This window comes from Acetobacter sp. KSO5 (assembly GCF_044094635.1).
GTDB classification, from domain to species: Bacteria; Pseudomonadota; Alphaproteobacteria; order Acetobacterales; family Acetobacteraceae; genus Acetobacter; species Acetobacter cerevisiae.
Genome location: NZ_CP172014.1, coordinates 194504 through 209895, shown reverse-complemented (window position 1 = coordinate 209895; position 15392 = coordinate 194504). Strand labels below are relative to the sequence as shown.

Sequence of the window (15392 nt, the reverse complement as noted above, 5' to 3'; positions counted from 1 at the left end):
ATGCCCGACCGTATTACCGCACTGCGCGCCCGGCAGTCGGAAAACATCGCCGCAATGGATGCCCTGCTGGCAACCGCGGCGGCAGACAATGACCGTGACCTGACAGAAGCTGAGCAGGCTCAGTATGACGCCATGCGCGCGGAAGATGACCGTCTGACGGCAAATCTTGATCGTGAGCAGGATATGGAGCGCCGCCGTGCCGCTTCTGCGCGCCCGATTGCGCCTCTCCCGGCTGGCAATCCCGGTGCAACCGTCCCTGCCCAGCCCGCTGTGGCGCTGGAGCCCGGCATCCGTTTTGCCCGTCTGACGCAGGCTGTGGCCGCGACCAAAGGGCATGGCGGCATGGCTGCTGTTTCCGATTATGCGGAAAAGACCTGGGGAACCGCTTTTGCCATTTCTGCCGCTGATAACATGCAGCAGTCTGTGGATACTCAGGGCGGTTTCCTGGTCAACACGGCCTATTCATCCGATCTGATTGATGCGCTGCGTCCCATGGTCGCTGTCCGCAAAATGGGTGCGCTCTCGGTGCCGATGCCCAACGGTAACCTGACAACCCGTAAGCAGACAGGTGTTTCCAGTGCGCAGTGGGTTGGTGAGCGTAGCGCAATCCCGACCTCTGCTCCGACTGTGGGCGTCGTGGCGCTGACAGCAAAAAAACTGGCAGCACTCGTGCCGATCTCTAACGATCTGCTCCGCTATAACTCCATCCAGACCGATACGCTGGTCCGGAATGACGTCGTGCGTGAGGTTGCTCTGGCAGAGGACCAGCAGTTTATCCGTGGTCAGGGCTCTCAGTTTGCGCCTAACGGCCTGCGGTATCTGGCAAATGCAGCCAATATCATTGCGGCCAATGCCACGGTCAATGTCCAGAATGTCCGCAATGACCTGGGAAAGCTGCGTCTCGGCCTCACCAAAAACAATGTGCCCATGACCAACGCCGGCTACATCATCAACCCTACGCTGGTGGAATTTCTGTCACAGCTCCAGACCTCAACTGGCGCGCTGGCGTTCCCGGAAATTGCTGAGGGCCGGATTGGTGCGTATCCGTATGCCTGCACCACGTCCGTGCCAGACAATCTGGGCACTGCTGGTAACCAGTCAGAGGTCTATTTTGCTGACTTTAGCCAGATCATGGTTGGCGATGCTTTGCAGACCACGCTGGCTGTCAGCACGGATGCCAGTTACGTGGATGCTGATGGTAAAGCCCGGTCTGCATTCCAGAATGACGAAACCCTGATCCGTGTGATTGAGGCCGTGGATATGGGTGCTCGGTATGATACCGCCATCGCCTGCCTGACTGACGCGGCATGGTTCCCCGGTGCAGTGGCAGGACAGTAAAGCCATGAAAAAAGTGAAGTTTACCGCCCGTTGCAGCGGTATCGGCAGTGTTTACAACGCGGGCGATATTGCGGTTTTCCCGGATGGGGTGGCGGATGCCATTGTCTCCGCCAAAAAGGGCACCGCAGAGCCGTTTGAGCCTGCCGAGCCTGCAAAGCAGGATGCGCCGCCGGGGAAAACCGATGGCGACGAAAAGCCGTCCGAAGATGACGCGGGAAAACAGAAATAAGGTCACCTTCGGGTGGCCTTTTTTAATGGGGCAAGCACTGTGACAGTCATAGTCACCGCACCAGAAGGAAAAACGGCTCTGGTCACGCTGGAGTCCGTAAAATCTCTCCTGGCTATCTCCAATGATGAGCAAGATCCTGCTCTGACCATCCTGATCAGTCAGGCCTCGTCTCTGCTGGTCAGGCGTCTCGGCAGGCCTCTGGCTCTACAGGGTTATGCGGAGCGCTTGCGCATCCATCGCCATGGTCAGGGGATTAACCTCTCTAACGGGCCGATTGTCAGTATCCAGTCCATCACAGTGGAGGGCCAGCCCTGGGCAGGTCCTCTGGATGAGATGGATGTATCTCGCAACCTGGCGCGTATCTGCGCGCCGGGGCTAGCCTGCTGGCGTGGCTGGCCTGCGCGGCATTATCCGCATGAGGTCACAGTCAGCTACACGGCTGGCTACCTCGTGCCGGGTATGGATGACCCCGGAACAGCATCCGGCATGCTGCCCGGCAAACCTCTGCCATTGCCGGATGATATTGCCGGGGCCTGCCTTAGCACTGTTTGCAGTCTCTACCATTCAGCCGGGCGTGATCAGGCGATCAAGTCTGAAGCTGAGCAGGGAGTGGGCAATACAGTCTATCAGGCTCTTGATCCTCTCGCGGGCTCAATCCCGCCTGATGCTCTGGCTGTAATCGACAATCTGCCTCTGGCATCAGACGGGCCGATCTGATGGGCTACCGCACAGAACGCCGCCGCCGCCAGCTCAACGGCAAAGGCCGCCCCATGACCATCCGGCGGCCGGGCCAGTCGGGTGGCGTGACCATGCAGGGCTATGCTCCGCCTGCGCAGGCCTCCCAGATCATCAACGGCATGGGGTCAGCCCCTTTTGTCTGTCAGGTCATGGCAGATGCGCTGGCGTCCTACGGCCACCCTGCCAAGGATGACACCGTGCAGGACGGCCCCAAAACCTACACGCTGACAGACGCAACGCCGGTCTATGACGGGCAGACCCTCTGCGGCTGGACACTCATTGCAGCAGGAGGCGAGAGCCATGACGACACCGGCAGTCTGGTCTGACGCATGGAACCGCGCCACGGTCGCCGCTCAGGCGGACGGGCTGAAGGTGCTGGATCAGGCCGCTCAGAATCAGGACGTGCCTGCCGGGCCGTTCTGGGTAATGGAAACCGCCTCCAGCACGTCTGACCGTGCGGGGGCCGGTGAGCCAGTCAACGTGGAGGACGGCACCGTCTGGCTGCACCTTATGGTGCCCAAAGGCACCGGCTCACTCCCGGCGCTGACCAGCCGCAAGGCCATGTCCAATGCCTTCCGGGCAGCCACTAACCTGCCGCCAGGTCTCTACTACCACGAGCACAGTTTTGACCCGCCAGACCTCAATCAGGCGGGCAACCGTATCCGCTTTTCCCTCGGTATTGACTACCAGTATCAGGATCTTCTCACATGAAATTCTTTGCTCTCTATGAAACCGCAGCCGGTGCAGGCACCTACCAGCTTGGCGCTGTCGAGATTGACGCTGCCAGCACCTCTGCTGCTGTTGCCATTGCCGCAAAAACTGCTCCGGCAGGCTGCCGCACTGGCGTCTGGCCCTACAAGGCCGTTGCCGGTCTGCCCGATAGCCTGCCGCCTGCTGCCGGAGAAACTGGCCAGATGTATGATGTGCTGGCCGAGCCCGCAGGCCCGACAGGCACATTTGCCCCCAGCGGACAGGTGTTTGGTTCATTTGGCGCGGACGCCAGCGGCATGACCCTCTCTCTGGAGCGGTTTTTTGGCTACCGGCTTGGCCTGATCCCGCAGGGTGCGAAACCTGCTCCGGCCACAACACCAGCACCGGCATCCAGTAGCGGCACTACATCGGCCGCAGGAACAACCTCTGGTAGCGGTTCCACCGTCAGCTCCGGAGGCTCTGTCACGCCGGCAGGCTAACGCGCCTCTCCCGTCTTCATCTGTTTTCACAGGCCGCCACTGAGCGGCCTTTTTTTATGGAGGGCCGTATGGCCTACACAGGCGCTACCACCGGTTACGCAGCCGGTGCAGAAACCAATACCAGCGCAGTCGATTATGCGCTGGAGACAACCTACAACCAGCCTCCGACCGGGGCTTATCAGGCGCTCCGCTATACGGATTGCTCACTGGCCGTCAACGAAACGGAAAGCCAGCCCGACGAAATCAATGATGTCCCGGAAATGGCCCAGTCCGTCCTCACCGGCCGGACCACGCAGGGCAGCATCAGTGGTATCCTGTCTGTGCTCACATTTGAGGACATGCTGGCGGGGGTGATGACGTCTGACTGGCAAGGTGCGGGCGCTACCATGAGCAACAGCTCCGGCAGCGATACTCTCTATTCTAACGATGGCGGTTTCATGGCCGGAGTTGATGGCCTGTCTGTGTCAGATGTTGATGCGGCTAAAAAATTCCCGGCAAGTGGTAGTCTAGTGATTTCAGATCCTGACAAAGGCTTTGTAATCAACGTCAAATATACCAAGATTGACACACAAGGTGTGCCTGGAAAGGCTGTCTTTGTTTTTGGTAGCGGTGCTTTGAGCTTTGCTGCCGCACCCCTGAAAAAAGCATATGGCCTTTCCGAGACTGGCGCATTTAGTCTTGGCCCGAACAGCACCTATTCTGTGCCTGACATCATCAACGGAAAAATTGGGAAAACCTTTACTTTCCGTAAAGCCCTGTCTGGGAAATGGGAGCTGTATACCGGGACGATGATCAACCAGGTGCAGATCTCCCTGCAAAAGGGACAGCCTGCCGCCATCAGTATTGATCTGGTGGGCTCTGATCTGACGCTCTCAGATACGGATAATGCCGCATCAGTCACGCCGCGCACCGCCACCCCGCTGATTGACACCGTGGAGGGATTTCTTGGTTGCTCCATTTTCGGCAATGCGCCGTCTGGCTGCATCCAGTCTGCCACCATCACGCTCTCACGCGACGGGTCAGGGCAGGATACTGGCATGGGTCATGTGGGGGCCTGCGGTGTGCGTTTGGGCAGCTTCAAGGCCGCGATGGAAATCACCTACCTGTTTCGCGACTACAAACAGTTTACAGACTGGGCAGCCAGTAAAACTGGTCTGGTCACAGTTGGTGTGCAGGGCAGTGATGGCGTGGGCTACCAGTTTGCAGTGCTCAACGGCATTATCCGCAACCCGAAAACCCCCATTTCCGGGAAAAACCAGACTGTGGTGGCCACTGTCTCCATTACGGCAAATCCTGTTCCCGGCGGTGGCACGTTTGCCATTACGCGCGTCAGTAACTGACTGACGCCATAACACCCTGATTGCCCGCCTACTTTTTGGTGGGAAAAATCGACATCACCCACATGGCCGCCTCTGAGCGGCCTTTTTTCATGGAGGCCCACATGGCCACTCTCGCAGATCTCAAAACTGACAGCGCCGCCATCAACGATGGTGAGTGGAAGAAAATCGACAAATACCCCGGCCTTGAAATCAAAAGCCGTGGCTTCACCGATCAGTTCATTGATGCGCAGAATCGCCGCCTGCGCAAAGTCGCGGAAAAATACCGCGGTGACGTCTCTGCCATTCCCAATGCGGTCCGCCGTCAGCTCAATGCGGAACTGCTGTGTGATTTTCTCGTGCTGGATGTGCGCGGCCTGTATCATGACAAAGAACAGCACCGCGCAGTCTCTCTGGAAGAGTTCAAGGGGCTCCTGCCCAATCCGGACTTCCGCGAACTGATGGGGGCATGCTGGGAGGCGGCTGGTCTGGTCACAACTGAGGCCGGAAAGCAGGCTGAGGACGCCGAGGGAAACTGACAGCGGCGCTCGGCTGGTGGCTTGAGTGGGGATCGTATGACCGCGCAGATCTGGAAGGTCCGGACTTTGCAGGCACAGACGCTGTCCCGGTGGACCCTCTCCCGGAATGGCAGTGGATCTGGCGGGCATGGCATCGGCTCTCAGCCGAGCGTCCGCATATCGCTCAGGGGTTTGGCATGCCCATGGGTGGCTCTGTCATAGAGGGACGCCCCGGCCTCATCCCATGGACTGCCATTGCCCGCTGGGCTGAATGTCACGAGCTGTCGCAAGCGGAAATGATCCTGCTTGATCGTGTCCTGCTGGCAATGGATGGCGTCTACATCCAGCACTGGACTGCAAAGTTCAAAGCAAGAGTATCAAGCTGATGGCGATTGCGGAAAGACTGAATGCCCGTATCCAGCTGATGGTCAGCCGGACGATGGACGGCGCTCAGTTCAAAAGCCTGATTGGCAATCGTATCCGGCAGGAGCGGGATGCCCTGATCGCCTCAGGGGCTGCCGCGCCAGAGTATGTGCGCCGGGTCGATGGCGGCCTGAACAAGCCAGAAGAAGCTGTGCGGTTGCATGGTGGCACGGTCACCTACATTTTCAGCACGATTGCTCAGGCGACAGCGTGGGCACTGGCTGAGTGCCGTAATTGTTCCCCCGTCAGCAGCGGCGCGTTCCGCGATAGCTGGTCTGTGCTGGTGGACGGAAAAGCATGGACAAAATCCCCGGCTCAGATCCCGGCCGGATCAGAGGTCTGGATCGTCAACACCATGCCGTATGCCCGCAAAATTGAAGTGGGCGGCCAGCAGATCCGCGTGCCGCCCCGCATTGTGGAGTCCGTCCGGCAATCGCTGATGCGCCGTTATAAGCGGGTCAAGGCTTTGCGGGCCTTCAAGCCGCTGCAAGGCGGCCGGGACGCACGGGGCGAGCCCGTGCCTTACATCCTGCGGAGCGCAGGTATCGCATCCGGAATTTCATGGAACAAAAAAGAGGGCTGGGGCCGCAAACATGCTGCCTATGTCAGCCGCCGTAAAGACCGGCAGGCTGGTGAGCAGATGCTCTACCCGACCCTCATCCTGACAGAGAAATGGTAAAATCCCATGACAGGGCAGACACAGGTCGAACAGCTGGACGTTATCGTCACCACCCGTGACGAAACTGCTGACGGTGCAGCCAGCGCGCTGCGCAATCTTGAGGCTGTGGAGGCGCGTGGCGTCTCTCTGACCGATGTCCTGTCCGGCATGGGCGACGCCAGTGGGGCGGCCACAAAGACAATGGCAGAGGGCGCTGCCGGTGCCGTCACCTCGTTTGATGACCTGGGCACCCGTGCAGCTGCCCGCGTGAGCGAGCTGACCAAAGAGCTGACGCATCTGAGCGGCATGCAGGAGACCCTGCGCACTCAGTCCCAGAAAGCGCTGTCTGAGGGTGTGGATGCCAGTGCGGCCACACAGGGCCTTGAAAAAGTCGATGCGGAAATCGGCCGTGTTGCCGGTGAACTGGAAGAGGTACAGGCACGCCTGCGCGCTGCTGCCGTCTCAGAAGACGCATGGAACGGCGCGCTGGGTGAACGCAATGCCATCCTTAATGGCCTGCGGGCTGCTCTGGATGGGCAGACCGAGGCGCAGACCAAAAGCAACGCCGCCACGGCCGCCGGTATCGCACAGACGCAGGATCAGGCGTCTGCTCTCTCAGGCGTCTCTGATCACCTGCACGGCATGGAAGACGCTGCGGAAGCGGTTGTGCCGGCTCTGCATGATGTCTCTGACGCGGCTGAAAAAGGGATACAGGACGTCACCCGGATGGCACAGGCCGGGGAGAAGGCCATGGAGGGTATCAGCACGCCTGATCTGTCTCTGAGCGCCAGCAGCACGGTCACTGTCGAGACGCCTGATATGGGGGATGTCAGCCGCCAGACTGATAAAATCAGCGAGGGGCTGGACAGCCTCAGAACCGAGGCTGGCGCGGTATCCTCTGCACTGGATGGCATGGAGACATCGGCCGGTGCGGCCACCCGTACGCTGAGAGAGGGCGCTGCCGGTGCGGTGGAGGCGTTTGACACGCTGGGCACCCGTGCGGCCACCCGCGTAGCCGCTCTGTCCGCAGAGCTGACGCGCCTGAGCGGCTTGCAGGAAAATCTGCGGGATCAGGCCCAGAAAGCCATGGCTGGTGGTCTTGATACCTCCACACTGACGCAGGACCTGGCGCAGATTGACGCGCAGATCCAGCGCACGTCTGCCGACCTCACGGAGCAGCAGAGCCGGGTGCGTCAGCTCAAGGCGGCGCAGGATGCTCTTAATGCGTCTGAGGCCAGCGCTCCGGGTGTGGCAGGCAGTTCCTCTGCAGCTTCCATATCTGCCCCGTCTGTCTCGTCCACAGGCGCGCAGGCGCAGGCTATGCAGGCAGATCTGGCTGCCATCAAAAATGCGGCCGGACTGACTGCAGGCGAAATGGCGGATCTGGAGCGCGCCGAGGCATCTGCCTTTACGGGGCTGCAAGCCGGTGCTGACCGGAGTGCTGCCAGCATGTTGCGCACGGCCCGTTCCAGCAGCCAGCTGGCGCGCACACTGCTTCAGCTCGCATCAGCTGAAAGCCGTCTGGATGATCTGCGGGCGCAGGCTGATGCGGTGCCTGAGAGCCAGATGGACAGCTCTGTCAAAAATGCCATCCTTCAGGATGCCCAGCAGCGGGTGACTGTCCTCCAGAAACAGCGTGACACGTTGCTGGAGACCGCTCAGGCAAACGACACTCTGACGGAAGCAGAGAACAAGGGTGGCAGTCTGGTCAAGCTTGAGTCTTATCAGGTTGGCCAGCTGGCAGATGAGGTCCATAAATTTTTTGACCAGATCATGGCTGGTGGCAGTGCCATGCAGGCTGCCTTTTATCAGGTGCCAAACATGGTGCAGGTCATGGGCGGGTTTGGTGCGTCTGTCTCCCGCGTCAGCTCATTTATTCTTGGTCCGGCGGGTCTGGTTGCAGCAAGTGCCGCCGGTGGTCTGGCGCTGTATGAGATGGGCAAATACGCGGAAAGTGAATCGGAAAAACTGGCAAAGCTGAGCCAGCAGCTCCGGGCCACGCGCACGGATGCCGTTGCTATGGCCAGCACCATTACCTCTGCGTCCAAAGATCTGGGCAGTCAGTCCGGCTGGACAGACGAAACTGCCCGCACGGCCGCCACTAGCATCGGCAGTACCTATAATTTCAGCGGCACGTCAGCCGATATACAGTCCATCGCAGGTATGGCGCGGGATATTGGCGCCGTATTTGGGTCTCTTGAGGATGGGCTGAAGGCGGTTAAAACCGCCATGGAAGATCCGGCCGCCGAGATCGAGGCGCTGTATAAGCAGCACCTTCCGGGTGTTGATCAGGCGCTGGTGGAGCAGGTTAAAAACCTGCAGGCTGCCGGGCGACAGGGCGATGCTTATGCACTGGTGATGGACAAGCTGACGGCTGCCACCAAAGGGGCGTATGAGGACAGCCTGACACCGTTCCAGCGCGCGATGGAAAACCTCAGAAAAGCTGCTGATCCTGCAACGGATAAAATCAAAGACCTGTCTCTGGCCATTGGTCAGTATCTGGTTGAGGGCGTTACGGATCTGCTTAATCTCACGCAAGGCAAGTATGCTCAGGGTGATTTTAAATATGCAGCGGGCACAGCGCCGGTTTCTGCGTCTGGGGATGTCTCCGGGACATCTCTGACGGTCAACAAAGACCATCCGCAGATGGTTGGCCTGATGCAGATCAACACGGATTATAAATCCAAATATGATCCCACAACGCTGGATGGCAATATTGATGAGGGGATTACGCGCTTCCAGAATTTCCTGAAACAGACGGGAAATGTCCGGAGCGCGTTGTCTCTCTATGGCGGCGCTACGCCCGGAAGTGCAAACGCGGATGCCTATATCAGCAAGCTGGGTCAGCAGGTTGTTTCTCAGCTTCCGCCGGTGATATCCGGACACATTGATGCCGAAGCGGAAAAGCTCGGTGCGTCACCCGGTATCGCCAACATCATGAAAATGATTGCCATGGCGGAGAGCAGCGGGAAACAGTGGCAGGACCAGACATACAGCAATGTTGCGCCAAAATCGGAAGGTGCTGCGAATGATAATGCAAAATCCGCTTCCGTTATTGACGACCAACGCTCTCTGACGGGCGGGGCCGCCAATGATGCCGGTGGTTACAGCACCGGGAGCGTCGAAGAAAGCAGGAAGGAGATTGCGGCCTATATCCAGCAGCAGCAGGCGCTGGAGGATACTCAGAAAAAAGCTGGAAAGGACTGGTCCGAAACAGCAGAGCACATCACGAACGCCCGCATCGCTTTGGCTAATACTCTGACCCCTCAGGAGCAGATTACACAGGGGCTCAAGGATCAGGGTGCAAGCCTTAACTCCCAGACGGGTTACTGGCGGAGCATGGCCGAGGTTGTGGCTCAGTTTGGCACACAGGCCCGTGGCACCGGTGTCGATCAGGCTGCCCTGACTGATGCCCTGAAAGAAAAGCAGCGCCAGCTTGCTGCCGCCTATGACGATGGCACGGTGGCGGTACAGCGGCAGGCGCAGGCTCAGCAGGCCATTGCGTCTGTGGCCGGCTCTTCCGCGCAGGAGATCCAGCACGCCACAAACTATCAGCAGGCTTATAATGAGGCGCTGGATGACTTCGGTAACGATAAGTCTCAGCAGTTCATTGATGCCGTCAATAAACGTGTGACGGCTCTCAACAGCCTGAGCGATGCCCAGCAACGGGCGCAGCAGCTCCAGCAGAACGCCGGGTTGCAGGATAACCTGTCTATGGTGCAGGCGGAGACGGATAGTCTGGGAATGAACGCTCAGGCCCGTCAGGTCATGCTGGCGCGCATGCAGGCGGAAATCCAGATGCACCGGCAGTATGGTGCAATCCTGCCGCAGGAGGCTCAGGACTATGTCGACCTGACAACGCAAATCGCGCAGGCCTCGGCAGAATACGAGCATCAGCAGCAGGTCCTGCAGGACGTCACTGGCAGCATCTCCGGCATGGCGGACGAGCTGAGCAGCGATATCACGCAGGGGTTTGTGCAGGGCACATCCAGCGGCATGTCCTTCAAGAACATGCTTAAGGGTGTGGAAACGCAGATTGCCTCTCTGCTGGTCAAGTTTGCGCTGATCAACCCGATGCTCAACGCGATTGACGGCCAGTCCCGCACCACACTGTCCGATATCAGCGGCATCCTGTCCGGGTCAGGCTCTCAGACGTCTACCGCGGCAACGGCTTCTTCCGGTGTCTCTGAAGCGGACATTGCCAAGGCTTTTGCTGGCACGGGGATCAGTGCAAACGAGACCGAAAAAACAGAAAGCCTTGCTGGCCTGCAGAATTTTGACGGCGGAACATATGCGTCTGGCGTCAACGGATCATCCGTGCCGCAATCAGCGGCCGGTGGGTTCGGCGGGATCTCGCAAATGTTTAGCGGGACTGGCGGCCTGATGAGCGGCAGTGGCATGCAGGCTGCAGGAACTTTCGGGGGGGCTGCGTCTCTGGCCGGTGGTGCAATTGGCGGCCTGACGACAGGTTACGCTGTCGGCAAAATGGCCTCTAACCTGACGGGCGGCGGTCAGGGCGGCAAGATTGGTGCGGCTATCGGGAGCGGCATCGGCACTGTCGCCGGGACCGTTTTCGGGGGGCCAATCGGGGGCATGATCGGTGGTACCGTGCTTGGTGCTATCGGTGGCATCATTGGTGGCCTGTTTAATAAGCCTCACTGGTCCTACGATGCGGTTTCTGCATCAGGCGGTCAGCTTGTTGCGGGTGCAAACCGCAGCAAGCATGCAGACGACGATGTGACTGCCGGCCTCAATACAGATCTGGCTAGCGTCAACGCCGCCTACATGGATGCAGGCATCTCTGTGGTGGACGGGGATTACGGTCAGGTCGGGCATTACCATAAAGGCAAAAAGCACAGCACAACCAGCCTGCAGGATCTTCTTCCGGACGTTAAGCTGCATAGTGATGATGCCAACACCAATCTGGCATTGCAGCAGCTCATGCCCAAAAGCTTTGACAGTGTGGATAGCTATACGCAGGCGATTGCATCTATCAAGCAGCTTGCCGAGACGCTGGACAGCCTGCACGTCTCTGTCAGTAAATTTGATGATCAGACTCACGTAACGGTTGATCACATCACCGGTTATACGGGTGACCTCGGCAAGGTGCTGTCCGGGTTTGACGGCAAAACAGTGTCCACGTCGGCGCTGCAAAGCATGATCAGCAGCTTTAAATCCCTGCTGGATATCACGGATGCAGGGTCGCAGAGCATTGTCAGTCAGGTCGCGGATCTGCGGGAGCAATACAAGCAGGCGGCAGATCAGGCCAAGGCGTATGGGCTGGATTATCAGGTGATCCTGGACAAAGGCGACGCCATTGCCGCCAGGACGATCCAGCGGGAAAACCTGTCGCTCTCTCAGGCGGACGCATCGGTTAATGCCCGCTATCTGGCTGCAAAAGGCGATCAGGAAGACGCGGATCTGGTCAATTTTGACGTGTCAGCCGCACAGCAGATCCAGCAACTGCGGGATAACTGGGAGAGTTATCTTGGGGATACCTATGCCAGTAATCAGGATTACGCCAGCCAGATGGCCGATCTTGAAAAAACGCTTGGGGCGGAACGGATCGCCATCCAGAAAACCTATGCGGACAAGGCAGCGGAAGCCGCGCAGGAGGCAGCGGATAAACAGGCTGAGGCAGCCAAAGAGGCTGCGGATAAAGCCGCGCAGGCGGCGCAGGAAGCAGCCGAAAAGCAGCAGCAGATACAGGATCAGGCTACCCAGTCCCTTGCATCAACCTTCAGCAGTCTGGCGGATTATGCAAAAGGGCTGAGCACGTCTGATGCATCGCCACTGTCGGTTGCGGATAAGTATGCGGCCGCCAATGATAATCTGCATGCAGACTATCAGGCCGCACTGGGGGGCAACAGCACAGCACTGGGGTCCATCCAGAGTGACATGCAGACCTTCCTGTCTCTGAGCAAATCGCTCAATGGCGGGGGCATTGGCTACACGACTGACTACCAGCAGATCGTGACCATGCTGCAGGCCCTCGGCAATATCGGCACCGGGGATCTGACGGCGGACGCCATGCGCAAGATCACTGAGGACCAGACAACTACGCTGGCAGGCAATCAGCAGCTTCTGCTGGCGGCCGTCCGGCAGCTCCTGTCCGAGATCCGCTTCCAGAACAGCAAGGCTGCGGCCTGATTTAAGGAAAAAACCATGCAACAGCGTTGCTTTCTGGGGTCGCTGGCTTTCGGGCCGGCGGCCTCCCGCACGACCACCTATCTGTCTGATACCGGGTATGTGGATACCACGGCGCATATTCCGTATCCGCCGTATTTATCGGCGTGTCCGGACATGGACCGGGAGCTGGATATCACCTTGTCCGGCACTGGCCTGACCCAGACATTCGGGCAACTGACCGTTAATCTGGAGCCGGGGGTCACGGATGCATGTAATGTCAAAAATCACACGGCCGACATTGCACTACGCACGGGCCTGCGCACGTATGATCCGGGCCGGGGCTGGTGGATGGACCCGGATGCCTCTGCCTGTGTACCGCTGTTTGCCGGCAGCGCTGCCTCATGGCGCACCGGGGCAACGCAGGGCACCCTGACGCTCTCCGGCCCGGCGGCGCTGAGCCGGGCGCTGCCGCTGAAAACCTATGCCGGCACAGGCGGGGTGGAAGGGGGCACAACGCTGACGGGCAAGGCCAAGCCAAAGCTGCGGGGCTTTGCCGCCGGCATGACGCCGGTCTGTGTGGATAGCGTCAACCAGATCTATCAGATTTCTGATGCGCCTGTTCAGATCGCCAATGTTTCTGGTACCTCAATCCCCAATCTGACCGTGTTTGAAGGCGGCGTGCCGGGGGCGTGGTCCGGCAGTTCCACGGCAGGCAGCTGGTCTTATGGCGGGATGGTCTCGGACATCACCAGCACAGATCCGGCGGCCGGGCATTATGTGGTCGAGACGGGGAGCCGGGGCACGTTCATCCGGCTGGGTGGCACGCCGGTCTATACCATAACCATCAGCGCCACCGGTTTGTTTCCGGATGGTACGCATGTCTCCCGCCTGCATGATCTGGTGCGGCAGGTGCTGGTGCAGGATATCGGCATCCCGGCCGCCACAATCGCCTCGGACTGGGCAGACCCGTTTGATGCAGCGGCAGGCAGCGCGGTGGCGAGTGATGCCGGGGCCTACTGGGGTGGCAGCAGCAGCTACACCGGGGCCGATATGATCACGACGCTGTTGCAGGGCACCCTGCGCAAGCTGACCTATGACCGGGACGGCACGCTGCGGCTGATTGGCATCACGCCAACCTTCCTGACGCTGGTTCCCTCGCTCTGGGGCAAGCTGGCTGTGCGGCCGGATGAGGTGATTGAGATCCGGCAGACGGATCTGCCATCAGAACTGGCTCTGCCATTTACCTGCGGGCGCTGCACCTATGCCCGCAATTATACCGTGCTGAGCGGCAACAATGTGAGCCCCAAAGCTATCAGCGCGACGCTCGGATCTGAACGGTCTGCCGTTACGGTCGGCACGGATGCGCCGACACTGGAAGTTGTCACCCCGCCGGATGTGCTGACGGCCTTCCAGACTGCCGCAGCGGCGCAGGTGGTCGCGGATGCCATCAATAAGCTCTGGACGTATCCGGACAGGCGGCTGTTTTACGTCACCATCCCGTTCGCCAGGATCTCTGATTACAGGATAGGGTCTGAGATGATGCTGTTTGCCAATGTGGATGGCCTGCGCAACGGCATAGGCGGACTGGTGGTAGGCGAATCCTATCGCGGCTCAAACCCCGGTGAAATAACCTTTACGGTGCTGGTCTGATGGCAAACTGTGCATTTGGCCTGAGCAACCTGCTCAAAATGGCCAGCCTGACAGGATCTGCATCCTACTATGGGCTGCCACAGTTTGCTGTCAGTCAGGTGGCGACGGATCAGGGCAACAACACGGCCGCGTTCTGGTCTGTGGGTGACACCAATAAAACCGCGTGGTTTCAGGCGACGTGGTCAGCCCCCCAGTCTGTGCAGGCTTTTTTTGTTGGCCGCACCAATATGGGTCAGGGTGCAACCGTACAGATCTCGGCCAAACTGGCAGGCAATACCGTTCACTGGTGGGAGGGGAGCCTGACCACCCTGAGCGGGATTGGTCCCGCGCAGGCGGTGCATGTGGCTCCGGCTCCAGTCATGGCGGATACGGTGCTGATTGCGGTCAACGCAAACGGCACAGTGGCAGAGAGCTATATTGCCATTGCACTGGCCTATGTCGGGCCGATCTGGCAGCCGGTGCGCAACATGAGCACCAAATCCACCACCGGGATGGACACCGGGCAGACGGTCAATACCGGCATGGCCGGGGCTGAGTTTGTCTCGCCCGGCTGGATGCGACGCAAGGCTGTGGTGGATCATGAGTCTCTGGATCTGGCGGACGTCCCGGTGGTGGAGCAGATCGCCTATATGGCCGCTACCGGCACCAACGTCCTGTTTATCCCGGACCCGGATGCGGACCCACCCACGCTGAACATGCGCGCCCTGTATGGCCGTATCCAGCGCGGAGACCTCAGCAATCCCTACGGGGCTGCGCTGCGGCAGCAGACAACATTCACCATGACCGAGCGGCTTTGAGCCGCTTTTTGTATGCCTGAAAGATCAAAGAAATGCCTGAGACAAATTACCCGTTGGGTGACCCTATCTACAGGGGGGAGTTTGCCATGGTCGAGGGGCGTCTGCGCGTCGTGGAGAGGGATTTAGCTCTGACGCAGGCTGACCACCTTGAGGCAAAAGCTGATGTCGCCAGTATCAAGACCGGCATCGCGACCATTCAGGCGGAGTTAAAAACCATGCGCGGATGGCGTCAATTTTTAATTACGGGCGGCATCGGTGTCGGATGGGGTGTTGTCCAGGGCGTCCTGCACCTGCTGGGCTGGGGCACTGCACCGTAATCTGTCAACCGCAATGCCGCATTCTGTCAACCAGACCAGAAAACTAGTCCGGCGGTAGGTCTGTCCATAATGCCAGATTACCGCTGGAT

General features: G+C 59.4%; 14 protein-coding genes. All 14 read left to right on the top strand.

The window, feature by feature from the left end; all coding sequences use genetic code 11:
* The 14 genes from ACHQGU_RS00945 (at position 1) to ACHQGU_RS00880 (ending at position 15303) form a co-directional block, all read left to right on the top strand.
* Positions 1 to 1338 carry a phage major capsid protein gene (locus tag ACHQGU_RS00945; RefSeq protein WP_395495577.1) on the top strand — a complete coding sequence of 446 codons (1338 nt, stop codon included), beginning with the start codon at positions 1 to 3 and terminating at the stop codon, positions 1336 to 1338.
* Positions 1339 to 1342: 4 nt separating this feature from the next.
* A complete protein-coding gene (locus ACHQGU_RS00940) occupies positions 1343 to 1567 on the top strand; it encodes a hypothetical protein (protein WP_395495576.1) in 225 nt (74 codons plus the stop codon).
* A 39-nt stretch (positions 1568 to 1606) separates the two neighbouring features.
* Positions 1607 to 2284: a phage head-tail connector protein gene (locus ACHQGU_RS00935; RefSeq protein ID WP_395495575.1), complete on the top strand. Its 678-nt coding sequence runs from the start codon at positions 1607 to 1609 to the stop codon at positions 2282 to 2284.
* Positions 2284 to 2631: a hypothetical protein gene (locus ACHQGU_RS00930; protein WP_395495574.1), complete on the top strand. Its 348-nt coding sequence runs from the start codon at positions 2284 to 2286 to the stop codon at positions 2629 to 2631. The genes ACHQGU_RS00935 and ACHQGU_RS00930 overlap by 1 nt, the downstream gene beginning before the upstream one ends.
* Positions 2606 to 3016, top strand: coding sequence for a hypothetical protein (locus ACHQGU_RS00925; protein WP_395495573.1), 411 nt, complete (start codon positions 2606 to 2608; stop codon positions 3014 to 3016). Before ACHQGU_RS00930 ends, ACHQGU_RS00925 begins: the two co-directional genes overlap by 26 nt.
* Positions 3013 to 3495, top strand: a complete 483-nt coding sequence (locus tag ACHQGU_RS00920; RefSeq protein ID WP_395495572.1) for a hypothetical protein — start codon at positions 3013 to 3015, stop codon at positions 3493 to 3495. The genes ACHQGU_RS00925 and ACHQGU_RS00920 overlap by 4 nt, the downstream gene beginning before the upstream one ends.
* 68 nt (positions 3496 to 3563) lie before the next feature.
* Positions 3564 to 4835, top strand: a complete 1272-nt coding sequence (locus ACHQGU_RS00915; protein ID WP_395495571.1) for a phage tail tube protein — start codon at positions 3564 to 3566, stop codon at positions 4833 to 4835.
* 101 nt (positions 4836 to 4936) lie between these two features.
* Positions 4937 to 5350, top strand: a complete 414-nt coding sequence (locus ACHQGU_RS00910; protein ID WP_395495570.1) for a hypothetical protein — start codon at positions 4937 to 4939, stop codon at positions 5348 to 5350.
* 89 nt (positions 5351 to 5439) lie between these two features.
* The gene (locus tag ACHQGU_RS00905) at positions 5440 to 5715 is read left to right on the top strand and encodes a hypothetical protein (protein WP_395495569.1); all 276 of its coding nucleotides are present in this window, start codon (positions 5440 to 5442) and stop codon (positions 5713 to 5715) included.
* Positions 5715 to 6431: a hypothetical protein gene (locus ACHQGU_RS00900; protein ID WP_395495568.1), complete on the top strand. Its 717-nt coding sequence runs from the start codon at positions 5715 to 5717 to the stop codon at positions 6429 to 6431. Before ACHQGU_RS00905 ends, ACHQGU_RS00900 begins: the two co-directional genes overlap by 1 nt.
* Before the next feature lie 6 nt (positions 6432 to 6437).
* Complete coding sequence (locus tag ACHQGU_RS00895) at positions 6438 to 12560, top strand: phage tail protein (protein ID WP_395495567.1); 6123 nt, start codon at positions 6438 to 6440, stop codon at positions 12558 to 12560.
* Positions 12561 to 12575: 15 nt separating this feature from the next.
* Entirely contained in the window at positions 12576 to 14189 is a 1614-nt protein-coding gene (locus ACHQGU_RS00890; protein ID WP_395495566.1) for a hypothetical protein, read from the top strand.
* Positions 14189 to 14986, top strand: coding sequence for a hypothetical protein (locus tag ACHQGU_RS00885; RefSeq protein ID WP_395495565.1), 798 nt, complete (start codon positions 14189 to 14191; stop codon positions 14984 to 14986). Before ACHQGU_RS00890 ends, ACHQGU_RS00885 begins: the two co-directional genes overlap by 1 nt.
* A gap of 32 nt (positions 14987 to 15018) precedes the next feature.
* Positions 15019 to 15303 (top strand): hypothetical protein, encoded by a 285-nt coding sequence (locus tag ACHQGU_RS00880; RefSeq protein WP_395495564.1) that lies wholly within the window; start codon positions 15019 to 15021, stop codon positions 15301 to 15303.
* Positions 15304 to 15392: the final 89 nt, after the last annotated feature.